Raw genomic sequence first — 22776 nt, forward strand, 5'->3', positions numbered from 1 at the left:
ACACCCTAGGACGCGAAGCGGACGCGCCCGCCCAGTTCCACCGTGCCGTCGGGGGCCGGGGCCGTGAGGAGCTGGGAGCCGGCGCCCTGGGTGATGTTCAGGGCGCGGTTCAGTTCGGCGGTCAGGAGGATCGCCGCCGAGCCGGTGGCCTCGTCCTCGGCCACGATCCCGTCGGGGCGGCGCGGGAAGCCCCGGGCGCGGATCCGGCCGGCGGGCTCGTCCTCCCAGGCCCACGCGTAGAGCCAGCCCTCGCCGGGCGGCGGGGTGGGCAGCGCCTCGACCTCGGCGGCGCTGGCGTACTGCCGCATGTGCTTGCCCGTGACCCATTCGGGGCGGGCGGTGATCCAGGTGAACTCCCCGTCGTGGCGGGCCCACACGGACCCGGCCGGCGGCTGGAGCTCCTCGATGTCGAGCAGCCAGGCGAGCCCGACCAGCGGGTGCCCGGCGAAGGCCATCCGGGTGCCGGGGGTGCGGATGTCGACGACCCCGCGTTCGGGGTCGTCGACGAACACCGTCTCGCTGTATCCCAGTTCGGCGGCGAGGGCCTGGCGGGCCGCGTCGTCCGGGACGGTGCGGCCGTCGCGGACGACTCCGAGCAGGTTGCCGTGCCGGCCGTCACCCGCGCAGAACACCTTGATCACGTCGAGATCGTTCACACCGGAATTCAAGCACGGGGCGGCCGCGGGCCCGTTCGCCGCGTTGCGGCCCCCGCGCACCGGTGCGCCCCCGGCGCTCCCCCACACGGCCCAGGCCGGGCGAAACCGGACGGTAACCCCGCTCCCGCACGGAATGCGGACGGGGACTTGACCCCCGCTTGACCTTTGCTTGAGCCGGTCATGGAGGGGTCGTGACGGACCGGTGTCCGGGGCCGGAAGGTGAGAGCTGAATCACTGGACGAGTGGGTATCGGTGAGGTAAGCCTCGGTTAAGTTAGGTCCGCCTCACCAGGCTGCCCCACGCCTCCACCCTCGCCAGGAGCCCCCATGCGCCCCGCCCGCTTCACCGTCCTCACCGCGGCCGCAGCCGTCGCCGCGCTCACCGCCGTCACCGGCTGCGCGGAGAAGAGTGACAAGGGCGGCTCGGACGCGATCCACGTGAACGCCACCGACAGCGCGTGCGAGGTCTCCACGACCGAGTTCCCGGCGGGCAAGGTCTCCATCGAGGTCGAGAACAAGGGCTCCAAGGTCACCGAGCTGTACGTGCTCTTCCCGGACGACCGCATCGTCGCCGAGCGCGAGAACATCGGCCCCGGCACCAAGGCCACCATCACCGCCGAGATCAAGGCGGGCGACTACCTCTTCACCTGCAAGCCCGGCATGAAGGGCGACGGCATCCGCACCAAGGTCAAGGCCACCGGCAAGGGCGCCGCCGAGAAGCGCAGCCCCGAGCTGGACGCCGCCGTGGCCTCGTACCGCAAGTACGTCCAGGAGCAGGCCGACGAGACCATGCCCAAGGCGCAGGCCTTCGCCGACGCCGTCAAGGCCGGCGACCTGGAGGCCGCGAAGAAGGCCTACGCCCCCTCCCGCCTGGGCTGGGAGCGCACCGAGCCGGTCGCCGAGTCCTTCGGCGACATCGACCCGAAGGTCGACGTCCGCGAGGACGGCCTGGAGGCCGGCCAGGACCCGGCCAAGGACTGGACCGGCTGGCACCGCCTGGAGAAGTCCCTCTTCCAGGACAACAAGATCGACGACAACGACAAGAAGCTCGCCGACACCCTGATCACCGACCTCACCGCCTGGCAGAAGAAGGTCGGCGAAGCGGAGATCACTCCCACCTCCATGGCCAACGGCGCCAAGGAGCTGCTGGACGAGGTCGCCCGCAACAAGGTCACGGGCGAGGAGGAGCGGTACTCCCACACCGACCTCGTCGACTTCAAGGCCAACGTCGAGGGCGCCGAGAAGGCGTACGAGCTCCTCAAGGCCGTCACCGCGAAGAACGACCCCGAGCTCGCCAAGCAGCTGGACACCCAGTTCGCCGCGCTGAACACCCTCCTGGACAAGTACCGCGCCGACAAGAGCACCTACGAGTTCACCGCGTACGACAAGGTCGTCGAGGCCCAGCGCAAGGAACTCTCCGACGCCGTCAGCGCCCTGGCCGAGCCGCTCTCGAAGCTGGCCGCCGCGGTCGCCAAGTAGTCCACAGCCAGGCAGAGCGGGAGATACCAGCATGACCGACGCCCAGGAGCCGAAGGTGTCCGAGGACGAGACCCAGCAGTCCACCGGGGGCGCCACCGCGCCCTCGCGCCGCGCCGTCCTCGGCTGGGGCGGCGCCGGGCTCGCGCTCGGCGCCGCCGCGGCCGGCGGCGCCGTGGCCGCCTTCGACGGCGGCTCGGACATCGCGCCGGCGGCCTCCGCCGGCGCGGCCGTGCCCTTCCACGGCGAGCACCAGGCGGGCATCGCCAGCGCCGTCCAGGACCGGCTGCACTTCGCCGCGTTCGACGTGAAGACCAAGGACCGCGAGGAGCTCGTCAAGCTCCTCAAGGACTGGACGGCCGCCGCCCGGCTGATGACGGCCGGCCTGCCCGTCGGCGACGTGTTCGAGGGCACGCCCGAGGCCCCGCCGACCGACACCGGCGAGGCCCTGGGCCTCAAGCCCTCCCGCCTGACCCTGACCTTCGGCGTCGGCCCCGGCCTGTTCGCCAAGGACCGCTTCGGCCTGGAAGGCAGGCGCCCCGAGGCCCTGGTGGACCTGGAGGCCTTCCCCCACGACAACCTGGACCAGGCCCGCTCCGGCGGCGACCTGTGCGTCCAGGCCTGCGCCGACGACCCGCAGGTCGCCGTGCACGCCATCCGCCAGCTCGCCCGCATCGGCTTCGGCAAGGTCGCGGTCCGCTGGTCGCAGCTCGGCTTCGGCAAGACCTCCTCGACCACGCCCGAGGAGCAGACCCCGCGCAACATGATGGGCTTCAAGGACGGCACCCGGAACATCTCCGGCACCGACACCGCCGCCCTCGACAAGCACGTGTGGGTCGGCGCGGGCGACGGCAGCGACTGGATGACCGGCGGCTCGTACCTGGTCGCCCGGCGCATCCGGATGCACATCGAGAACTGGGACCGCACCTCCCTGCGCGAGCAGGAGGACATCTTCGGCCGCGACAAGGGCGAGGGCGCCCCGGTCGGCAAGTCCAAGGAGCGCGACGAGCCGTTCCTGAAGGCGATGAAGCCCGAGTCGCACGTGCGCCTCGCGCACCCCGACAGCAACAACGGCGCGACCATCCTGCGCCGCGGCTACTCCTTCACCGACGGCACGGACGGTCTGGGCCGGCTCGACGCGGGCCTGTTCTTCCTCGCCTACCAGCGCGACGTCCGCAAGGGCTTCGTCGCGATCCAGCGCCAGCTGTCGAAGAACGACGCGCTGAACGAGTACATCCAGCACGTGGGCTCGGCCGTCTTCGCCGTCCCGCCGGGCGTCCGCGACAAGGACGACTGGTGGGGCCGGACGCTGTTCGCGTAGTCGCGTAGGACCTTCCGGAGAGGAAACGCCGTGTTCGGCAACTATCTGATCGGCCTGCGCGAGGGCCTCGAAGCGAGCCTGGTCGTCTGCATCCTGGTCGCCTACCTGGTCAAGACCGGGAACCGGGCCGCGCTGCGGCCCGTGTGGCTCGGCATCGGGATCGCCTGCACGATCTCGCTGGCCTTCGGAGCGCTGCTCACCTTCGGCACGCAGGAGCTGACCTTCGAGGCGCAGGAGCTGCTCGGCGGCAGCCTGTCGATCGTCTCGGTCGGCCTGGTGACGTGGATGGTCTTCTGGATGAAGAAGACCGCCCGGCACCTCAAGAGCGAGCTCCAGGGCAAGCTCGACGCGGCGCTCGCGATGGGCACCGGCGCGCTGGTCGCCACCGCGTTCCTGGCGGTGGGCCGCGAGGGCCTGGAGACGGCGCTGTTCGTGTGGGCGTCGGTCCGGGCCAGCGGGGAGGGCTCCTCCGCGCCGCTGATCGGGGTGCTGCTGGGCATCGCGACGGCCATCGTGCTGGGCTGGCTGTTCTACCGCGGCGCGCTGAAGATCAACCTGTCGAAGTTCTTCACGTGGACCGGCGGGATGCTCGTCATCGTCGCCGCGGGCGTCCTCGCGTACGGGGTCCACGACCTCCAGGAGGGCGGGTTCCTCGGCGGCCTGCAGGACAAGGCCTTCGACATCAGCTCGGCGATCCCGCAGGACAGCTGGTACGGGGTCCTGCTGAAGGGCGTCTTCAACTTCCAGCCGGACCCGACGGTGGCGCAGCTGGTGGTGTGGCTGCTGTACCTGGCGGCGGTGCTGACCGCGTTCCTGCTCCCGGCGCGCGTGCGCGGCGCGGCCGAGACCCCGGCCGCGGTGAAGTAACACCCCCTGGGCCCGGCGCCCGGTTCGTTCCCCCCTCCGCGGGGACGAGCCGGGCGCCGTTTTCCGTTCCCCGGCTAGCCGCGGCCGATGTACGGCATGGCCGTGGCCATCACCGTGGCGAACTGGACGTTCGCCTCCAGCGGGAGTTCCGCCATGTGCAGCACCGTCCGGGCGACGTCGGCGGCGTCCATGACCGGCTCGACCGCCAGCTGCCCGTTCGCCTGGAGGATCCCGGTCTGCATGCGCGCGGTCATGTCGGTCGCCGCGTTGCCGATGTCGATCTGCCCGCAGGCGATCCGGTAGGGCCGGCCGTCCAGCGACAGCGACTTGGTCAGACCCGTCATGGCGTGCTTGGTGGCCGTGTAGGCGACCGAGTTCGGGCGCGGGACGTGCGCCGAGATGGAGCCGTTGTTGATGATGCGGCCGCCCTGCGGGTCCTGGGCCTTCATCACCCGGAAGGCCCCCTGTGCGCAGAGGAAGGAGCCCGTGAGGTTGACGTCGACGACCTGGCGCCAGTCCTCGTAGGAGATGTCCTCCAGCGGGACCCCGGCCGGGCCGAAGGTGCCGGCGTTGTTGAAGAGGAGGTCAAGGCGCCCGTAGCGGGTCCGCACGGTCTCGAAGAGGGCGCTCACGTCCTCCGGGTCGCTCACGTCCGCCCGGACGGGCAGCACGTCCGCGTCCGGCCCGGCCGCCGCGGCGGTCTCCTCCAGGGGTGTGGTCCGGCGCCCGGCCAGGGCGACCGACCAGCCGGCCCCGGCCAGGGCGAGGGCCACGGAGCGGCCGATCCCGGAGCCGGCCCCGGTCACTACAGCGATCTTGTTCCCACGTGCGCTCATGGCCCCGCAGGGTACGTCACACCGGACATCCGGCCCGGAACGGTCCGACAGCTGAGAGCATGGGTCGGTCAGGGGTGCATAAAAGCAGATGAAAAGACTGGAGTTCCGTATGTCGGAGAGAGGCCCCTCCGCGGCCCCCTCGCACGAGCCGTCCCCCTCTTCCTCCCCCTCACTCCCGGCCGCCGCCCCCCTGACCGCCGCGCGCCGCACCGGCCTGCTGGTCACCTTCATCCTGGGCGCACTGACCGCCCTGCCGCCCCTGTCCATGGACATGTACCTCCCGGCCCTGCCGGAGGTCACCTCCGCCCTGGGCAGCCCGGCCGCGACCATCCAGCTCACCCTCACGTCCTGCCTCGCCGGCATGGCGCTCGGCCAGCTGGTCATCGGGCCCATGAGCGACAAGTGGGGGCGGCGCCGGCCGCTGCTGGCCGGCATGGTCGTCTACGTCCTCGCCACCGCGACCTGCGCCCTCGCCCCCTCCGCCGAACTGCTGATCGGCTTCCGGCTGCTGCAGGGCCTGGCCGGCGCCGCCGCCATCGTCATCGCCCGGGCCGTCGTCCGCGACCTGTACGAGGGGGTCGAGATGGCCCGCTTCTTCTCCACCCTGATGCTCATATCCGGCACCGCCCCGATCGTCGCCCCGCTGATCGGCGGCCAGGTGCTCCGCCTCGCGGACTGGCGCGGGGTGTTCGTCGTCCTCACCGCCGTCGGCCTCGCGCTGACCGTGGCCGTCTGGCGCGGCCTCGGCGAGACCCTGCCGCCCGAGCGGCGCCAGACCGGCGGCGTGGGCGCCGCCCTGCGGACCATGCGGGGGCTGCTCTCCGACCGGGTCTTCGCCGGGTACACCCTGGCGGGCGGCTTCGCCTTCGCGGTGCTGTTCTCGTACATCTCCGCCTCGCCCTTCGTCGTGCAGGAGATCTACGGCGCCTCCCCGCAGGCCTTCAGCCTGCTGTTCGGCCTCAACTCCGTCGGCCTGATCGTCGTCGGCCAGGTCAACGGCAAGCTGCTCGTCGGCCGGGTCAGCCTGGACAAGGTCCTCGCCGTCGGCATCGCCGTGCTCACCACCGCCTCGGTGGCCCTGCTGCTGATGTCCGCCGGGGTGTTCGGGAAGGCCGGGCTGCTCCCCGTCGCCGCCGCGCTGTTCGTGCTGATGTCGACGATGGGCCTGGTCCTGCCCAACACCAACGCGCAGGCCCTGATGCGCACCCCGCACGCCGCCGGATCGGCGTCCGCGCTGCTGGGCACCTCCTCCTTCCTCGTCGGCGCGGTGGCCTCCCCGCTGGTCGGGATCGCGGGTGAGCGGACGGCCGTGCCGATGGCCCTGGTCCAGCTGAGCTGCTCCCTGCTGGCGGCGGGCTGCTTCCTCGCCCTGTGCCGCCCCTGGCGGGACCGGGAGCCCATGGCCGCACCGGGCGACCCGGCCCACCCCGCCGCGCCGTAAACTTCGCTGGTGAACGCCACCGCCCCCACCACCGCCGAAACCCTCCGCAGCGCGCTGGGCGGGCTGCTCGACGGACTCCCGCCGAAGCAGGCCGCGGCCGCCGTCGAGCGGCTCATCGCCAACTACCGGGGCGCCACCCCGACCGACGCGCCCGTGCTGCGCGACCGCTCCGACGTGGCCGCCTACGCCGCGTACCGGATGCCGGCCACCTTCGAGGCCGTGCGCTCGGCGCTGTACGGGCTGGCGGACGCCGCGCCGCGGTGGGCGCCTGGTTCGCACGTGGACGTGGGCGGCGGCACGGGGGCCGCGACCTGGGCCGTGGACGCCGTCTGGGACGGACCCCGCACGACCACCGTGCTGGACTGGGCCGAACCGGCCCTGGCCCTCGGCAAGGAGCTGGCCGGCCGCTCCGCCTCCGCCGCCCTGCGCTCGGCCGACTGGCGCCGGGCCGTCATCGGCGCCGGGATCGCCCTGCCCGACGCGGACCTGGTCACCGTCTCCTACGTGCTGGGCGAGCTGACGGAGGAGGCCCGCCGGGCGGTCGTCGCGGAGGCGGCGCGCGCCGGGCAGGCCGTCGTGCTGATCGAGCCGGGCACGCCCGAGGGGTACCTGCGCATCCGCGAGGCCCGCGACCAGCTGATCGCCGCGGGGCTGAAGGTGGCCGCGCCCTGCCCGCACGACGGGACCTGCCCGATCGCGGTGGGCCAGGACTGGTGCCACTTCTCGGCCCGGGTCAGCCGCTCCTCCCTGCACCGGAAGGTCAAGGGCGGCTCCCTGCCGTACGAGGACGAGAAGTTCGCCTACGTCGCCGCCACCCGCTTCCCGGCCACCCCGGTCCCCTCCCGGATCACGCGCAAGCCGCAGATCCGCAAGGGGCTCGTCCAGCTGGAGCTGTGCGGCCCCGAGGCGGAGGGGCTGGGCCGGGCCATCGTCACCAAGCGCCACGGCGGCCTCTACAAGGCGGCCCGGGACGTCGAGTGGGGCGAGCAGTGGCCCCCCGCCGACGCCCCGGACTCCGCGGGCTCCGCGGACCTCTAGGGGCGCAGCTCCTGGGTGCAGCACTTCACGCTGCCGCCGCCCTTCAGCAGCTCGCCCAGGTCCATCGGGATCGGCTCGAACCCGCGCTCGCGCAGCGGCGCCAGCAGACCGGTCGCGGCCTGCGGGAGCAGCACGTGCCGGCCGTCGGAGACCGAGTTCAGGCCGAAGGCCGCCGCGTCCGGGGCGTCCACGAGCAGGGCGTCCGGGAACAGCCGGCGCAGCACGGCCTGGCTGCCCGGGGAGAAGGCCTGCGGGTGGTACATGATCTCGTCGCCGTCGAGCACGCACAGCGCCGTGTCCAGGTGGTAGTAGCGCGGGTCCACCAGGTCGAGGCCGATGACGGGGCGCCCGAAGAACTCCTGCGCCTCGTCGTGCGAGAGCGGGCTGGAGCGGAAGCCCCGGCCCGCCAGGATGTAGCCGGCGGTGACGGCGAAGTCCCCCTCGCCCTCGTTGACGTGCGAGGGCTCGTGGATGTCGGTGAAGCCGTTGGCCCGGAACCAGTCGAGGTGGATCTCCGCCTCGGCGGTGCGTTCCGGGTAGGCGAAGCGGGCGCCGAGGACCCGGCCGTCGATGACGAGGGCGCCGTTCGCCGCGAAGACCATGTCGGGCAGGCCCGGGGCCGGCTCCAGGGTCTCGACGGTGTGGCCGAGGGAGAGGTAGCGGTCCCTGAGGTCCTCCCACTGGGCGAGGGCGAGGGGCAGGTCCACCGGTTTCGTGGGGTCCATCCACGGGTTGATGGAGTACGTGACCTTGAAGTGTGCGGGTGCGCACATCAGGTAGCGCCGGGGTGTGGCGTCTCTGCGCAAAGAAGGCTCCTCACGACTGCGGACTCACGGTACGGGTGTGTACGGAGAGAATCGTCTCTCCTCAGGGTGCGGCCGCACAGTGGACTGATCGGGTGGTTTACCACAACGGCCGGAAGACGAGACGTCTCGCCGAGTTGGTACGTTGGGCCGGTGACCAGGCCTCCCGACTCCAGCCGCCGCAGCGAGCACTCCCGGCGCGCCATCCTCGACTCCGCCCTCGCCCTCGTCGGCGAGGTCGGCTACAACAAGCTGACCATCGAGGCCATCGCGGCCCGGGCGGGCGTCGGCAAGCAGACCATCTACCGCTGGTGGCCCTCGAAGGCGGCCGTCCTGCTGGACGCCTCGCTGGCACTGTCCGGGGAGGCCTGGACGGACACGGGCTGGTCCGGATTCCCCGATACGGGTGACCTGGCGGCCGACCTGAAGACCGTCCTGCGGGCCACCGCGGACGAGTTCGCCGAACCCCGTTACGAGGCACCCGCGCGCGCCCTGACGGCGGCCGGGGCGACCGACCCCGAGCTGGCGGCCCGCTTCACGGAGCAGCTGCTGGAGCCCCAGCTCGCCCTCTACGAGGCGCGGTTGCGGTCGGCCCGGGAGGCCGGGCAGCTCGCGGAGGACGTCGACGTCCGGCTGGTGGTGGAGATGCTGGTGGGTCCCTTGACGTACCGGTGGCTGATGCGGCTGGGACCGCTGAGCCATGCCTACACGGACGCGCTGGTCGACTCGGTGCTGGGCGGCGTGGCAAAAGTCACCGTCCGATAGCCGGACGCCCGGCGACCTCGGCAAGGCCGAGAGCATATGGCCGGATTGTGCGGTTTTCGTGGGAAGTAGGCCCGGGGGTCCGGTCGGGGGGTGCGGTCACCGGGCCCACGGGATGGTGGGACCATGGATCGGTCTGCCGGGGCAACGGTGAGGTGAGGGGATCGATGGGGTCTGAGTCCGGCCGCGTCAAACGCGGCGAGCAGAGCAGGATTTCCCAGTGGCTGCGCCGCCGCGCGAAACCCGCTCCCGAGGACCCCGGCAGGGAACGCGAAGCCCTCCTCGCGGCCGTCGCCGCCGCCGGACTCCCGGTCGCCCCCGCCGCCCATCCCGTCGGCTACCGCTGTTCGTGCGACCGCATCGGCTGTCCCACACCGGCCCGCCACCCGGTCTCGTTCGCCTGGCAGACCCAGTCGACCACCGACCGCGCCCAGATCGAACGCTGGGCCCGCAACCAGCCGCAGGCCAACTTCATCACCGCCACCGGCATGGTCCACGACGTCCTGGACGTCCCCCTGGAAGCCGGCCGCAACGCCCTGGAACGCCTGCTCGCCGCCGGCGTCGAGGTGGGCCCGGTCGCCGAGTCGGGCGGTACGGGCGACCAGGCGCGGATGCTCTTCTTCACGGCGACGCGCGGTACGCCCGAGGACGAGGACGAGTGGTGGCCCTGCGAGCTGGACTGCCACCCCGAGACGATGGACGAGCACCCCGGGCTGCGGTGGCACTGCCGGGGCAGCTACGTCCTGCTTCCGCCGGCGGCGCTGCCGGGTGAGTTCGCGGTGACGTGGGTGCGGGACGTGCGGCACGCCCTGCCGGATCCGCTGACGCTGCTGGAAACCCTCACGGACGCCTGCGCCCAGTACGCCGGCGCGGCGGACCAGACCCCGGCGGCGGTCGCCTGGCCCCTGGGCCGCTAGGCCCCGCCGGTCCGCTGCACGAAGCCGTCTCCCCGCCCCGCCCCTTCTCCGTTTCCGCCTCATTCGCCGGCGGGGCTGTATGCAGCCCCGCCGGCGAATGAGGCGACGGGCGCGGCGCGCACGTACGGGCTCCCGGTCAGTGGATCTGGGTGACGACCACGTCCAGGGACCACGCCCTGCCCGGCTTGGCCGGAGCCTCCGCCTCCACCACGTACCCGAGGTCCCGCAGCGCGGCCACCAGCTCCGCCGGCCCCGCCGGCTCGACCCCCGCGACCAGCAGGTCCCGCACCAGCCGCCCCTTCGTCGCCTTGTTGAAGTGGCTCACCACCGACCGCTTCTCCACCCCGTCCACGATCTGCGCGTGCAGCACCCGCACCGTGGCCGTGCGTCCCGCCGTCTCCCCCTTCGGCTTCCACGCCGACGCGTACGCCGACGACCGCAGGTCCAGCACCAGCCCGTCCCCCGCCGCCTCCGGCATGACCTCCGCCATCGGCCCCCGCCAGTACGCGCCCAGCGCACCCAGCCCCGGCAGCTTCACGCCCATCGAGCACCGGTACGACGGGATCCGGTCCGTCACCCGCACCGCGCCCCACAGCCCCGAGAACACCAGCAGCGTCCGCTCGGCCAGGGCCCGCGCGGGCTCCGGCAGCGTCGCCAGGCCGAGGGCGTCGTAGAGGACCCCCGTGTAGACCTCACCCGCCGGCCGGGCCGGCGCCGACCGCAGCCCGGCGTTCTTGGCGACCTCGCCGCGCAGCCCCTCGCTGAGCCCCAGCACCTCGCGCGCCTTGAGCTCGTCGCCCGCGCACAGCTCGACCAGCTCCTCCAGCACGGCCGCCCGCGCCCCGGCCAGCCCGGGCAGCGACAGCGACGCGGGGTCGAGCGGTGCGCCGGAGCCGCCGGCGGCCTTTCCCTCGGAGGGCGGCAGCAGCACGAGCACGGTGGTTCTCCTATCGATGGCACGTCGCGGGGGGTGCGGCCCCCGGGCCAGCGTAGACGGCCCGCCGCGGGCCGGTCACGGGCGAACGGCCACGGCCGTGCCCCGGGCCGCTGGGCCGGGGCGGGCCGTGACCGCCGGTGGGGGGTCCGTGGTGGGCGGTACCTCGCCGCCCGTCGTGCCGTGGTGCCGTGGTGCTGGACCGACTGTCCGCCGTGCCGCCCCGTCCCGTCCAGGTGTTTCGAGCAGGTTCGAAAGACCTGGACGGGCACCTCAGCCGCGCAGTAGGAGGGAGCCCAGCGAGGTCGCCGTGTGCAGGACGGAGTTGCGGTGCCGGGCCGAGCTGATCAGGCCGGCCGCGCGCAGCACCGCGGTGTGGTGGCTGACCGAGGCCTGCGACATCCCGACCAGCCGGGCGAGTTCGGAGGTGCTGCGGGAGCCCTCCGAGGTGTGGTGCAGTATCTCCGACCGGGTGCGCCCCATCAGCGGCACGAGCTTGCGCCCGGCGGACCCGTCCGGGGCGGCGGTGCGCCGGGCCGGGTAGGTGAGGACCGGCGGGAGTTCCGGGTCGAGGAGCGAGACCGGGGTGCGGGCGCGGAACAGGGTGGGGACCAGGAGCAGGCCCCGCCCGCCCAGGTGCAGTTCCTGGTCGACCGGGTACTGGACTTCGAGCACCGGGGGTCTCCAGCGCATGCCGGGCCCCAGGCCCGACAGGACCCCCTCGATCCCGGCTTCGGCGGCCGTCTTCGCCTGCGCCGCGTACTCCGCCCGGACCGTGGTCCGCATCGTCTGTTCCAGGGGTGCCACCGCCGCCGCGTGGTAGCCGCGCAGGGCTCCGGCCAGTCCCCGCAGCGCGTCGGGGCGGCCCGCGGCGAGGTCCTGGGTCCAGGTGGGGAGCGGTCCGCCGGTCCCGAGGACCTCCAGGTCGCCGCGCAGGTGCCGGGCGGGCGTGGCGGTGAGGGCGTCGAGGCCGTGCTCGATGTCGGCGGATCCGTCGGAGGGGGTGAGGAAGTCGGGGAAGTAGCCGAGCGGGCGCACCAGCGGCAGGAGCCTGCGCAGGCCGTCGGGCTGCCGGGCCCGGACCGCGCGGCCCCAGGCCTCGGCCGCCGGGTTGCCGGGGCGGTGCTGGAGCATGCGCAGGCTCAGCACCGTCTCCCACAAGGGGTCCGGCCGGCTGGCCACGCTCGTGCGGGCCAGGTCGGCCCCCGTGAAGTGAATCCTCAACAGCATGTGCCGCCCCGTGATTGAGTTCCGATCGGTTCCGGTGGGTTCGGGCGATCCGCCCCCCACATTGCGCCCCGGCCGGGCCCCGCGTTCCAGGAGGTTTCACGCCGTCGTGCGCGGCCGTTTCCGCGCCGTGTTCCGGTGAGCGGGACACGGCGTGGACTTTCCGGACGCCATCCGCACTCCCGCGGACGGGACGCCCGCGTGCGGCCGGGGCCGAGTCGGGGCCGGGCCGGGGCCGGGCCGGGGCCGGCGGCCGTGCGCGCCGCCGCCGAGAAGATCTCCCGGGCAGGACATACGCTCGGTCCATGCCACGCCGTCACATGCACATGGCCGGTGCGGACGGCGCCTCCCTGGGCGCCGCGCTGCGTGAGCTGCGGACGCGCCTGGGCGTGCCCGACGCCTTCCCGGCCGAGGTGCTCGCCGAGGCAGAACGGGCCGCCGCCGCGCCCCGGCTGCCCGCCGAGGACGCCACCGACGTCCCCCTCTTCACCATCGACCCGCCGTCCTCGGTCGACCTCGACCAGGCCATGCACCTGGCGCGGCGCCCCGGCGGCGGCTACCGCGTGCACTACGCCATCGCCGACGTCGCCGCCTTCGTCACCCCCGGCGGCGCCCTCGACACCGAGGCCCACCGCAGGGTCACCACCCTCTACTTCCCCGACGAACGGGTCCCCCTGCACCCGCAGGTGCTCTCCGAGGGCGCGGCCAGCCTGCTGCCCGGCCAGACCCGCCCGGCCCTGCTGTGGCGGCTCGACCTGGACGCCGACGGGCGGGTGGAGACCACCGACGTCCACCGCGCCCTGGTCCGCAGCCGCGCCAAACTCGACTACGAGGGCGTGCAGAAGGCCGTCGACACCGGGACGGCCGAGCCGGCCCTGGCCCTGCTGAAGGACATCGGGACCCTGCGCGAGGCCCTGGAGACCGAGCGCGGCGGGATCTCCCTGAACGTCCCCGAGCAGGAGGTCGTCCCCGCGCCCGACGGCTCGTACGGCCTGGCCTACCGGGCGCCGCTGCCCGCGGACGGCTGGAACGCCCAGATCTCCCTGATGACGGGCATGGCCGCCGCCGACCTGATGCTGGCCGCCGGGACCGGGATCCTGCGCACCCTGCCGGCCGCCCCCGACGGCGCGGTGGGCCGGCTGCGGCGGGCCGCGCAGGCCCTGCGGATCGACTGGCCGCACCACGTCCCGTACGCCGCGCTGGTGCGCTCCCTCGACCCGCGGATCCCCGCGCACGCCGCGTTCCTCCAGGAGTGCACGGCCCTGCTGCGCGGCGCCGGGTACACGGTGTTCACCGGCGGCGAGCGGCCCGAGCACGCCGTGCACGCGGCGGTGGCGGCGCCGTACACGCACTGCACCGCACCGCTGCGCCGGCTCGTCGACCGCTACGCCGGGGAGCTGTGCGTGGCGGCGGTGGCGGGGACGGCTCCGCCCGCCTGGGCGGTGGAGGCCCTGGCCGGACTCCCGCACGAGATGCAGGAGGGGACGCGGCTGGCCAACTCCGTGGAGCGGGAGTGCGTGGACCTGGTCGAGGCGGCCCTGCTCAAGGACCGCGTCGGGGAGGCCTTCGAGGCGACGGTCATCGACGTCGAGGAGCGGGACCCGCAGGCCGGGACGGTCCACCTGGAGGACCCGGCGGTGGTCGGCCGGGTCCGGTCCGAGACGGCTGCGCTGCCGCTGGGCGAACGCATCCGGGTCCGCCTGACCCAGGCCGACCCGGGCACCGCCAAGATCCTCTTCGCTCCGGTCTAGGCCGTGGGCTGCCGCAGGGCGGTGACCAGGGCGCGGGGGTCGTCGGCGTGGAAGCGCACCGTCCGGGCCCGGGCGCGGGCGCCGAGGGGGCGGCGGAACTCCAGGGGGCGGGTCAGCTCCAGGGTGACCGTCGTCTGGCTGCCCACGATCAGGTCCAGCACCCCGTCCCCGGCCCCGTCCTCGGAGACGGTGACCAGCCGGCCCTCCGGGTAGCGGCGGTCCACCCGGACCGAGGCCACCGCGTCCGGCGGGACGGTGAGGTCGAACAGGGCCCCGTAGCGGATCCGCAGCGTCCCGTCGGGCCGTACGACGTGCGGTCGGGTCACGCAGGCGGCGTGCAGGGCGAGCACCAGCAGCACCCCGTAGACGTCGAGCACGAGCACCACCCGGTGCACGGCCGGCCAGGGGATGAGCAGGGCGAGCCCCACGGTCTCGACCAGCGACACGAACAGCAGCCCGTACATCATCGCCGTCTGCGGCCCCGTGTAGGCGGCGGCGAGGTCCCCCGGCCGCACCCCGTGCGGGCGGCGGGCCACCCACCGGCCGAGGGAGGCGCAGGCCCGCAGCTCGTGCAGCAGCAGCCGGCGCACCCGCTCCGGCACCACGGCCCGCACCGCCTCCCGCCAGGAGCCGGTGCGCCGCCGCAGCGAGCCCAGCACCCAGCCCTCCAGCAGCAGCGCCCCGAGCACCGCCGCCTCGACGCTGGCAATCACCCGGCCGGGCGGCCGCACCCCGGCCGCCAGGCACAGTACGAGGAGCACCTCGCCCGGCACCGCGACGGCTGCCACGACCCGGGCCGCGCGGACGGCCCTCACCCGGTCCCCCTCCCCACGAAAGCCGCCATCACCCGGCGGACGACCTCCGCCTGGGCGGGGGCGTACTCGGCGAGCAGCGCCTCCCCGAAGCCGGGGACGACGGGCCCGTCGGACGGGATCGCGGCGAAGGCGGCGGCCGGCACGGCGGCGACCATGGCCTCCGCGAGCGGGCCGATCCGGGGGTCGTCCGCGGGGGCGTCGGCCAGCTCGTCGAGCCGCTCGTACAGCGCGAGCACCTCCGGGTCGGCGGCGAGCGGCCCCAGGACGGCGTACAGCTCCTCCCCGGCGGCGCCGGTGGCGTCCAGCAGGATCAGGTGCTCGCGGTCCTTCGCGGCGGCCGGGGAGTCCGTGGGCCGCGCCCCGGCCAGCAGCGCGGCGAGCGCGGGCGAGACCGGCTCCCCCTCACCCGGCCCGGCGGCCAGCAGTGCGGCGAGCCGCCTGCGCCGCTCGGCCAGCTCGGCCTCCTGCCGGGCGAGGTCGGCGTCGAGCTCCGCCAGCACCTCGGCGAGCTCGCGCCCGGCGTCGTCCGCGAGGACGTCGCGCACCTCGTCCAGGCCCAGCCCGAGCTCCGTGAGCCGGCGCACCCGCGCCAGGAGCACGGCGTCGCGCACGGTGTAGGCCCGGTAGCCGTTGGGCCGCCGCTCCGGCTCCGGGAGCAGCCCGACATGGTGGTAGTGCCGGACCGCCCGGGTGGTGACCCCGACGAGCGCGGCGATCTCTCCGATCCGCATGCCCCTCAGTAGAAACCCTGCCGCTGCGTCAAGGTCAAGCCGCCGCCGGCAGCCGGTAGCATGGTCGGCACGACAGACGAGTCGGCCGGGCGGCCGCGTCGGGATCCCCGGATCCCGCCGAGGAACGTCCGGGCTCCACAGGGCAGGGTGGTGGGTAACGCCCACCCGGGGTGACCCGCGGGACAGTGCCACAGAAAACAGACCGCCGGGGGCTTCGGCCTCCGGTAAGGGTGAAACGGTGGTGTAAGAGACCACCAGCGCCTGAGGTGACTCAGGCGGCTAGGTAAACCCCACCTGGAGCAAGGTCAAGAGGATCCGTCCCCGGACGGGTCTGCGCGAACGCTTGAGGGCTGCCCGCCCGAGTTCGCGGGTAGACCGCACGAGGCCGGCGGCAACGCCGGTCCTAGATGGATGGCCGTCTCCCCGGCGACCGCGAGGTCTCCGGGCGACAGAACCCGGCGTACAGGCCGGCTCGTCCTGCCGAACGCCCCGGACCGGGGATTCTCCGGTCCGGGGCGTTGTGCGTCCCGGACCACAGGTGGAGGTGGGGGCATGACCGTCGTCCTGAGCGTGCTGCTGGCCCTCGCGGCCGGCGGGGCCGCGTGTGTGGTGTGGGCGGACCGCGGCGGGCCGCCGTGGGTGCGGGGGGCCGCACGGGTCACGCTGGCGCTGGGCTCGGTGGCGCTGGCGGCCGCGCGGAGCCGGCGCCGGGGCCTCGGCGGCGGCCCGAGCCGGAACGGGGACGACGGCGGCGGCGACGACTGACCGCCACCGCCGCACGCCGGCCGCGTCCTACCTCAGGTGCGAGGTGTCGTTGAGGAGGCGGAGCGAGGCGTTGCCGTCGGTGTAGTAGGCCACCGCCGAGAGGGAGGCCGCGGAGAGCTCCATCTTGAACAGGGACTCCGGCGGGGCGCCCAGCGCGAGGCGGACCAGGGTCTTCACCGGGGTCACGTGCGTGACCAGCAGGACCGTGCGGCCCGCGTACGCGGACAGCAGCCGGTCCCGGGTGGCCGAGACCCGGCGGGTGACGGCGGCGAAGCTCTCGCCGCCGCCCGTGGGGGCGGCCTTCGGGGAGTCCAGCCAGGCCTGGAGGTCGTCGGGGAAGCGCTCGCGCACCTCGGCGAACGTCAGGCCCTCCCAGGCGCCGAAGTCCGTTTCGCGCAGGCCCTCCTCGACGGTGACCGGCAGCCCGAGGCGGTCGGCGACGGCCTGGGCGGTCTCGCGGCAGCGGCGCAGGGGCGAGCTGACGACTGCCTGCACGGTGCCCCGCGCGGCCAGCGCCTCGGCCACGGCGGCGGCCTGCCGGCGCCCGGCCGGGGACAGCTCCGGGTCGGTCCCCCCGCTTCCGGAGAACCGCTTCTGCGGGGTGAGGGCGGTCTCCCCGTGGCGCAGCAGCACGAAGGTGGCGGGGGCGCCCATGTCGGGACCGCCCCAGCCGGTGCCTCCGGCGGTGGAACGGGGGCGGTCGGCCGCGGCCGGGGCCGCGGCGCGGGCGTCGGCACCGCCGAACAGCGTCCCCGCCTCCGGTGGAGGCACAGCCGCCCCACGGGCCGCACGCGCGTCGGCGGAGGCCGCACCGGACACGGACTCGGACTCGGACTCGGCGCCGCCGAACAGCGTCCCCGCCTCCGGCGTGGCCGCGCTCCGTGCGGCGCGCAGGTCGGCGGCGGTGCCGTCAGGGGCGGGGGCTTCGACCGCGCGCACCGCGGACGCGGCGGGGGCGGTCGCGGAACCGGCCGCTCCGGCGGACGGCTTCCCGGCGGAGGCGGCGGGCGCGGCGGACCTGGTGGGACCGGCGGAGGCCAGGGCGGCGCGGGCCGCCGCCGCGCCCTTCGCCGCGTCGCCGGGGGGACCGGACGGGGCGAGGGCGGCCGTGGAGGCGGAGGGTTCCCACTGGCGGCCCTGGCGGCCCGCGTCCATCGCCTCGTTGGCCAGCCGGTCCGCGTGCTTGTTGCGCTCGCGCGGGATCCACTCGTACGTGACCTGCCCGCGCGGCAGGACCGTCGCCGCCTCCGCCGCGAGCGGCTTCATGTCGGGGTGCTTGATCTTCCAGCGGCCCGACATCTGCTCCACGACGAGCTTCGAGTCCATCCGGACCCGGACCTCCGCGTCGGGGGCGAGTTCCCGCGCGGCCCGCAGCCCCGCGATCAGGCCCCGGTACTCGGCGACGTTGTTCGTCGCGACGCCGATGAACTCGGCGCGTTCGGCCAGGGTCTCCCCCGTGACCGGGTCCAGGACGACCGCGCCGTAGCCGGCGGGACCCGGGTTGCCCCGGGAGCCGCCGTCGGCCTCCACGACGAAACGCGGCATCAGATGCCCGAGTCCGCCGTACGGACCAGGATCCGGCCGCAGTTCTCGTGGCGTACGACCTGGTCGCGGGCGGCGGCCTTGATCTCGTTGACCTCGGCCATGTCGAGCTCCAGGCGGCAGCCCTCGCAGCGGCGCTGGTACAGGCGGGCCGCGCCCACCCCGCCCTGCTTGGTGCGGATCTTCTCGTACAGGGCCATCAGGTCGGCCGGCATGGAGCCGACGACGACCTCGCGGTCCTTGGTGACCTTCGCGGCCTCGGCGTCCAGCTCACCGGTGGCGGCGTCGCGGCGCGCGGTGGCGTCGGCGAGCTTGGCCTCCAGCGCGGAGACCCGTCCGGTGATCTCGGTGACGCGCTCCTGCGCGCCCTCCAGGCGTTCCATGACCTCCAGGACCACGTCCTCCAGGTCGGCCTGCCGCTTGGCGAGCGAGGCGACCTCGCTCTGCAGGTTCGCCAGGTCCTTGGCCGAGATGCCGGCGCCGGACTCCAGGCGCTGCTGGTCGCGGGCGGCGCGCTGGCGCACCTGGTCGACGTCCTGCTCGGCCTTGGTCTGCTCGCGGGCGGCGTCGCTGGCCTGCGTCTGGGCGGCGACGAGCAGGTCGCGCTGCTGGGCGAGGTCCTTGGTCAGGGAGTCGACCTCGGCGTGCTCGGGCAGCGACTTGCGCTTGTGGGCGAGCTGCGACAGCCGGACGTCCAGGGCCTGGACGTCGAGAAGTCGGATCTGGTCGGCGGGCTCGGCGTTCAGTTGGGGGCTCCAGAGGGACTAGAAGGGGTGGTTTCGGACGGCGCGTGCGCCGTCCACGGGTCGGTGGCCGTGCGCGAGACGTGGGTCCGCAGACCCCAGCCGTGGCGCTCGGAGATCGCGTCGAGCTGGGCCGCGGCCTGCTCGCACCAGGGCCATTCGGTGGCCCAGTGGGCGGCGTCGACGAGGGCGAGCGGGCTCTGCTCGCGGGCCTCGGACACCGGGTGGTGGCGCAGGTCGGCGGTGAGGAACGCGTCCACGCCGGCGGCGCGGACCTGCGCGAAGAGGCTGTCGCCGGAGCCGCCGCTGACGGCGACGGTGCGGATCACGGCGTCGGGGTCGCCGGCGGCGCGGATGCCCTGGGCGGTGCGCGGGAGCCGGGCGGCGGCGCGGGCGGTGAACTCGCGCAGGGTCTCGGGGTGGTCCAGTTCGCAGATCCGGCCGAGGCCGCGGCGGCCCGCGGGGTCGGTCGGGTCGGGCACGAGCGGGCCGGTGACGCGCAGGTCGAGGGCGCCGGCGAGGGCGTCGGAGACCCCGGGGTCGGCGGTGTCGGCGTTGGTGTGGGCGACGTGCAGCGCGATGTCGTTCTTGATCAGCGTGTGCACGACGCGGCCCTTGAAGGTGCCCGCCTCGACGGTGGTGGTGCCGCGCAGGTAGAGGGGGTGGTGGGTGACGACCAGGTCGGCGCCGAGCTTCACGGCCTCGTCGACGATCTCCTGGACGGGGTCCACCGCGAACAGCACCCGGGTGACCTCGGCGTCGGGGTCGCCGCAGACGGTGCCGACGGCGTCCCACTGCTCGGCCCGCGAGGGGGGCCAGAGAGCGTCCAGCGCGGCGATGACTTCAGAGAGAGAGGGCACGGGCCAAGGCTACCGTCCGTGGCGACCGCCCAGCCTGTCACCCGGACGGCACAGCCGGTCCCGTCGTCACCGGAGAACCGCGGCGGTGCCACCCGTACGTGTGAAGCGTGCGCGGTCGTGTTGTCCGGCCGGAAGCGCGAAACCTAGGTTCCTCCCCGGAGGTGACGGCCGGATGACTGTCTGTGCCACCGAGATGACCACGACCGCCCCCCTCACGATCACCACCGACGGGGCGTACGCCGCGCGGCTGGCCGGGGAGGGGGAGGCCCGCTATCCCGAGCGGTGGACGCTGGGCGGGCCGGAGCCGTACGCGGTGCCGCTGCCGCTCGCGCAGCCGGAGGAGGCCGACAGCGAGGTGCTGCCGCTGGCCGACGGGCGGGTGCTGATCCACCGCCGGGTCGCCGACCGGCACGCGTTCGCCCTGCTCTACCCCTCGGGGACGTACACGGGCCCGCGCGCCGCGGGCTCCGGGGCCGGGCCGCGGACCGGGGAGCTCGGGCTCGGCGGGATCGACGCCGAGGAGGGGCTGCGGGTGCGGCTGCTGCCGCCCTGCCCCGACGGGAGCGCGGCCTACGCCCTGGCGGTGGGGGACGAGGAGACCACCGTCTGGCAGGTGGCCGGGCACGCCTCCGACGGGCCGCGGCGGGCCGCCGTGCTGCCGGGCCGCTGCTCCGGCGGGGTCTGGCTGGACCGCGCGGGCCGGCTGCTGTCGCTGGACCGGGAGCAGGACGGGCGGGTCAAGGCGGTGGCCGTGGACCTGACCCGGGGCGGGGTGGTGACCCCGCTGCTGCAGATCGCCGAGGACAGTGACGACCGGCTGCTGATGGCGGCCCCGGACAGCGGGCTGCTGCTGATCCGCTCGGACGCCCCGGGCGAGCCGCGGCTGGGCTGGGGGGTGCTGGGCAGCGCCCGCCCGGTGCGCTTCCCGGAGTGCCTGCGGCTGGAGGACGCCCACCCCTTCGCGGTCCAGCCGGGCCAGGTCCTGATGCCGGAGACCTGCGGGGTGGCCCTGCGCGTCGGCGGGGCGGGCCTCGCCCTGTGGCGTCCGGCGGACCGGTACGTGTTCCGGCTCGGCGCACCGGCGGGCTGGCTCGGCACCGGCCTGTGGACCCCGGAGGGCCGGCTGCGCCTGCCGTACTCCACCCCCGAGGTCCCCTGCGGCACCGTCGGCCTGAGCCAGCCGGCCGCCCCGCCGCCGCCCGTGCACGTGGACCCGCCGCCGAAGCCGGCCGCCCGCCCGGTGCCGCTGCGGGAGGCCCCGCTGGGCTGAGGCCCGTTCGAAGTGGCGTGATAGGGAGGGGACATGACGATAGCCACCCCTGCCCCCGGTACCGCCCGCCCCTTCGACGCGGTCCTGTGCGACGTCGACAACGTGATCCGGTTCTACGACTCCTCCCCGCTGAACGAGCTGGAGCGCGCGGCCGGCCTGCCGGAGGGGACGACGGCCAAGGTCGCTTTCGACCCGGAACAGATCGCTCCGCTGCTCCTCGGGAAGGCGACCAAGGACCAGTGGGCGCAGTCCGTCGCCGAGCGGCTGGGCGACGGGTTCCCGCTGCCCGGGTCGCGGGCGCGGGAGCTGGCCGGAGCGCTGGCCCGTTCCCCGTTCTGGGCGGACGAGGACGTGGTCTCCGCCCTGCGCGGGGCGCGCGCGGCCGGGTTGTCGCTGGTCCTGGTGAGCAACGCCGCGCTGGACCTGGGCGAGGACCTGGCGGCGTTGGGGCTGGAGGACCTCGCGGACCACGTGGTCAACAGCGCCCTGGAGGGGGTGGCCAAGCCCGACCCGGAGATCTACGCGATCGCCGCCGGCCGGGCGGGCGCCGCGCCCGAGCGCTGCCTGTTCGTGGACGACGACCGGCGGAACGTGGAGGCGGCCGTGGCGCTCGGGATGACGGGCGTCCACTTCCGGGGGCCCGAGGACCTGCGCGGGGCGCTCGCCTTCCTGGAGGGGTAGGGGCCGGACAGGGCCTGGGTCAGGCGGGGCGCATGGCGGCCAGGAGCCGGGTGCGCAGCAGGCCGACGGCCGGGGAGTGCCGGCCGGGGCGGGTGACGAGGCCGAGGCGGGCGCGGACGGCGGCGTCGGCGAACGGGACGGCGCGCAGGCCGGGGGCCTGGGCCGAGGAGGCGCTGAGGACGGCGACGCCCGCGCCGCGCTCGGCGAGGCGGAGCAGTGCGGCCGGGGAGCTGGCTTCGAGGTCCACGCGCGGGTCGAGGCCGGCGCGGCGGCAGGAGTCCTCGTAGGCGGCGCGGATGCCCGTGCCCGGCGGGAGGCAGAGGACCTTCTCGCCGCGCAGGGCGCCGAGGGGTGCTTCCGGCCGGTCGAGGCGGTGCCCGGCCGGGACGACGGCGGCGATCGGCTCGTCGACGACGACGTCCGCCTCCAGGCCCGTGGCGGGCTCTCCCGCGTAGCCGATCAGGGCGAGGTCGAGGGTGCCGGAGAGGACCTGGGCCTGGAGGTCGTCGGAGTGCCCTTCGTGCAGGCCGAGTTCGATCCCGGGGTGGCTGCGGCCGAGGTCGGCGAGGGTGTCCAGGAAGGGCGGGATCGAACAGCCCATGACCATGCCGAGCCTGACCCGGCCCCGTACGGCGTCGGCGAACTCGGCCGCGGTGTGCCGGATGGCGTCGAGGGTGGCGAGGGCGCTCTTGGCGAGGGGGAGGACGGCCTCGCCCGCCGGGGTGAGGCGGACCTGGCGGCCGGAGCGCTCGAAGAGGGCGTGGCCCAGCTCGCGCTCCAGTTTGGCCACCTGGATGCTGATGCCGGACTGGCTGACGTGCAGCCGGTGGGCGGCGCCGGTGAAGGTGCCCTCGTCCACGACGGCGGCGAAGTAGCGCAGCTGGTGCATCTCCATATCTGATGATGATAGCTGGCATCCGATCCATCTGTTGGACGGATGGGAAGGGGGGCGCCAGGATGGAGGCATGACGAAGACGCAGAGCGCACGAGAGCTGGCCGAGACCTACTTCACCGCCTGGGAGGCGGGCGACTTCGACACCATGGGCGGGCTGCTGGCCGAGGACGTCGACTTCGTCGGGGCCCTGGGGACGGCGCAGGGCACGCAGGAGGCGCTGGCCGGGCTCAAGGGGCTCGGGCAGGTGCTGGAGCGGATCGACGTGAAGGTGCGGGTGGCCGAGGGCGACGAGGTGATCACCTGGTTCGACCTGTGCACCACCGTCGCGCCGCCCGCCCCGACGGCGAACTGGATGCACGTGGCAGACGGGAAGATCACCCGGATCCGGGTCACCTTCGACCCGCGCGGGCTGCTGGCGGGGTTCGCCGAGCGGCAGGGGTGAGGCC

Annotated in this window: 23 protein-coding genes and 1 other RNA gene; 13 read left to right on the forward strand and 11 right to left on the reverse strand. The window is 74.5% G+C overall.

The genetic code is table 11. The features are described 5' to 3' along the window. Nucleotides 1–5: 5 nt before the first annotated feature. Complete coding sequence (locus ACFVXK_RS02665) at nucleotides 6–656, reverse strand: PhzF family phenazine biosynthesis protein (protein WP_389609686.1); 651 nt, start codon at nucleotides 654–656, stop codon at nucleotides 6–8. 326 nt (nucleotides 657–982) lie between these two features. Between ACFVXK_RS02665 and efeO the strand changes: the two genes are divergently transcribed. From efeO to efeU, 3 genes are read left to right on the forward strand one after another with little or no spacing between them, the layout of a single operon-like run. Beyond that, nucleotides 983–2134, forward strand: coding sequence for an iron uptake system protein EfeO (gene efeO / locus ACFVXK_RS02670; protein WP_389609688.1), 1152 nt, complete (start codon nucleotides 983–985; stop codon nucleotides 2132–2134). 31 nt (nucleotides 2135–2165) lie between these two features. Continuing rightward, on the forward strand, nucleotides 2166–3452 hold the full coding sequence (efeB, locus tag ACFVXK_RS02675; RefSeq protein ID WP_389609690.1) for an iron uptake transporter deferrochelatase/peroxidase subunit: 1287 nt from the start codon (nucleotides 2166–2168) through the stop codon (nucleotides 3450–3452). Nucleotides 3453–3482: 30 nt separating this feature from the next. After that, nucleotides 3483–4319: an iron uptake transporter permease EfeU gene (gene efeU, locus ACFVXK_RS02680; protein WP_389609692.1), complete on the forward strand. Its 837-nt coding sequence runs from the start codon at nucleotides 3483–3485 to the stop codon at nucleotides 4317–4319. Nucleotides 4320–4393: 74 nt separating this feature from the next. On the opposite strand, the gene ACFVXK_RS02685 is transcribed toward efeU, so the two are convergent. Next, entirely contained in the window at nucleotides 4394–5155 is a 762-nt protein-coding gene (locus ACFVXK_RS02685; protein WP_389609694.1) for an SDR family oxidoreductase, read from the reverse strand. A gap of 109 nt (nucleotides 5156–5264) precedes the next feature. On the opposite strand from ACFVXK_RS02685, the gene ACFVXK_RS02690 reads away from it, so the two are divergent. After that, entirely contained in the window at nucleotides 5265–6596 is a 1332-nt protein-coding gene (locus ACFVXK_RS02690) for a multidrug effflux MFS transporter (protein WP_389609696.1), read from the forward strand. 9 nt (nucleotides 6597–6605) lie between these two features. Next, a complete protein-coding gene (locus ACFVXK_RS02695; protein ID WP_389609698.1) occupies nucleotides 6606–7634 on the forward strand; it encodes a small ribosomal subunit Rsm22 family protein in 1029 nt (342 codons plus the stop codon). Here the strand turns inward: ACFVXK_RS02695 and ddaH are convergent. Continuing rightward, nucleotides 7631–8440: a dimethylargininase gene (ddaH, locus tag ACFVXK_RS02700; protein ID WP_389609700.1), complete on the reverse strand. Its 810-nt coding sequence runs from the start codon at nucleotides 8438–8440 to the stop codon at nucleotides 7631–7633. The two genes, ACFVXK_RS02695 and ddaH, sit on opposite strands and share 4 nt — an antisense overlap. Nucleotides 8441–8590: 150 nt before the next feature. Here ddaH and ACFVXK_RS02705 point away from each other — a divergent pair, with 150 nt between their 5' ends. Together ACFVXK_RS02705 and ACFVXK_RS02710 are read left to right on the forward strand one after the other, a co-directional pair. After that, nucleotides 8591–9202 (forward strand): TetR/AcrR family transcriptional regulator, encoded by a 612-nt coding sequence (locus ACFVXK_RS02705; RefSeq protein ID WP_389609702.1) that lies wholly within the window; start codon nucleotides 8591–8593, stop codon nucleotides 9200–9202. Nucleotides 9203–9366: 164 nt separating this feature from the next. Next, a complete protein-coding gene (locus tag ACFVXK_RS02710; protein WP_389609704.1) occupies nucleotides 9367–10116 on the forward strand; it encodes a bifunctional DNA primase/polymerase in 750 nt (249 codons plus the stop codon). Between the two features lie 136 nt (nucleotides 10117–10252). On the opposite strand, the gene yaaA is transcribed toward ACFVXK_RS02710, so the two are convergent. Then, a complete protein-coding gene (gene yaaA, locus ACFVXK_RS02715; RefSeq protein ID WP_389609706.1) occupies nucleotides 10253–11053 on the reverse strand; it encodes a peroxide stress protein YaaA in 801 nt (266 codons plus the stop codon). A 270-nt stretch (nucleotides 11054–11323) separates the two neighbouring features. Then, nucleotides 11324–12280 (reverse strand): ArsR/SmtB family transcription factor, encoded by a 957-nt coding sequence (locus tag ACFVXK_RS02720; protein ID WP_389609708.1) that lies wholly within the window; start codon nucleotides 12278–12280, stop codon nucleotides 11324–11326. A 302-nt stretch (nucleotides 12281–12582) separates the two neighbouring features. Here ACFVXK_RS02720 and ACFVXK_RS02725 point away from each other — a divergent pair, with 302 nt between their 5' ends. Next, nucleotides 12583–14028, forward strand: a complete 1446-nt coding sequence (locus tag ACFVXK_RS02725; protein ID WP_389609710.1) for an RNB domain-containing ribonuclease — start codon at nucleotides 12583–12585, stop codon at nucleotides 14026–14028. On the opposite strand, the gene ACFVXK_RS02730 is transcribed toward ACFVXK_RS02725, so the two are convergent. Together ACFVXK_RS02730 and ACFVXK_RS02735 are read right to left on the reverse strand one after the other, a co-directional pair. Further along, nucleotides 14025–14843, reverse strand: a complete 819-nt coding sequence (locus ACFVXK_RS02730) for a hypothetical protein (protein ID WP_389609712.1) — start codon at nucleotides 14841–14843, stop codon at nucleotides 14025–14027. The genes ACFVXK_RS02725 and ACFVXK_RS02730 overlap by 4 nt on opposite strands. Next, nucleotides 14840–15574: a MerR family transcriptional regulator gene (locus ACFVXK_RS02735; RefSeq protein WP_389609714.1), complete on the reverse strand. Its 735-nt coding sequence runs from the start codon at nucleotides 15572–15574 to the stop codon at nucleotides 14840–14842. The genes ACFVXK_RS02730 and ACFVXK_RS02735 overlap by 4 nt, the downstream gene beginning before the upstream one ends. Nucleotides 15575–15651: 77 nt before the next feature. Between ACFVXK_RS02735 and rnpB the strand changes: the two genes are divergently transcribed. Both rnpB and ACFVXK_RS02745 read left to right on the forward strand, forming a co-directional pair. Then, nucleotides 15652–16053: RNase P RNA component class A (gene rnpB / locus ACFVXK_RS02740), an RNA gene on the forward strand. Nucleotides 16054–16126: 73 nt separating this feature from the next. Further along, complete coding sequence (locus ACFVXK_RS02745; protein ID WP_389609716.1) at nucleotides 16127–16339, forward strand: hypothetical protein; 213 nt, start codon at nucleotides 16127–16129, stop codon at nucleotides 16337–16339. Between the two features lie 27 nt (nucleotides 16340–16366). On the opposite strand, the gene ACFVXK_RS02750 is transcribed toward ACFVXK_RS02745, so the two are convergent. The 3 genes from ACFVXK_RS02750 to ACFVXK_RS02760 are packed head-to-tail and all read right to left on the reverse strand — an operon-like array spanning nucleotide 16367 to nucleotide 19484. Next, nucleotides 16367–17884 carry a bifunctional RNase H/acid phosphatase gene (locus tag ACFVXK_RS02750; protein ID WP_389609718.1) on the reverse strand — a complete coding sequence of 506 codons (1518 nt, stop codon included), beginning with the start codon at nucleotides 17882–17884 and terminating at the stop codon, nucleotides 16367–16369. Beyond that, nucleotides 17884–18627 (reverse strand): zinc ribbon domain-containing protein, encoded by a 744-nt coding sequence (locus ACFVXK_RS02755; protein WP_389609730.1) that lies wholly within the window; start codon nucleotides 18625–18627, stop codon nucleotides 17884–17886. The genes ACFVXK_RS02750 and ACFVXK_RS02755 overlap by 1 nt, the downstream gene beginning before the upstream one ends. Beyond that, on the reverse strand, nucleotides 18624–19484 hold the full coding sequence (locus ACFVXK_RS02760) for a Nif3-like dinuclear metal center hexameric protein (RefSeq protein ID WP_389609720.1): 861 nt from the start codon (nucleotides 19482–19484) through the stop codon (nucleotides 18624–18626). The genes ACFVXK_RS02755 and ACFVXK_RS02760 overlap by 4 nt, the downstream gene beginning before the upstream one ends. Before the next feature lie 172 nt (nucleotides 19485–19656). Between ACFVXK_RS02760 and ACFVXK_RS02765 the strand changes: the two genes are divergently transcribed. Both ACFVXK_RS02765 and ACFVXK_RS02770 read left to right on the forward strand, forming a co-directional pair. Then, nucleotides 19657–20754, forward strand: coding sequence for a hypothetical protein (locus tag ACFVXK_RS02765; RefSeq protein WP_389609722.1), 1098 nt, complete (start codon nucleotides 19657–19659; stop codon nucleotides 20752–20754). Between the two features lie 33 nt (nucleotides 20755–20787). Further along, on the forward strand, nucleotides 20788–21435 hold the full coding sequence (locus tag ACFVXK_RS02770; protein ID WP_389609723.1) for an HAD-IA family hydrolase: 648 nt from the start codon (nucleotides 20788–20790) through the stop codon (nucleotides 21433–21435). Nucleotides 21436–21454: 19 nt separating this feature from the next. On the opposite strand, the gene ACFVXK_RS02775 is transcribed toward ACFVXK_RS02770, so the two are convergent. Beyond that, nucleotides 21455–22330 (reverse strand): LysR family transcriptional regulator, encoded by an 876-nt coding sequence (locus ACFVXK_RS02775; RefSeq protein WP_389609724.1) that lies wholly within the window; start codon nucleotides 22328–22330, stop codon nucleotides 21455–21457. 70 nt (nucleotides 22331–22400) lie between these two features. Here ACFVXK_RS02775 and ACFVXK_RS02780 point away from each other — a divergent pair, with 70 nt between their 5' ends. After that, nucleotides 22401–22772, forward strand: a complete 372-nt coding sequence (locus tag ACFVXK_RS02780) for a nuclear transport factor 2 family protein (RefSeq protein WP_389609726.1) — start codon at nucleotides 22401–22403, stop codon at nucleotides 22770–22772. Nucleotides 22773–22776 lie beyond the last annotated feature (4 nt).

This window comes from Streptomyces sp. NPDC058157, assembly GCF_042884105.1.
Lineage (GTDB): Bacteria > Actinomycetota > Actinomycetes > Streptomycetales > Streptomycetaceae > Streptomyces.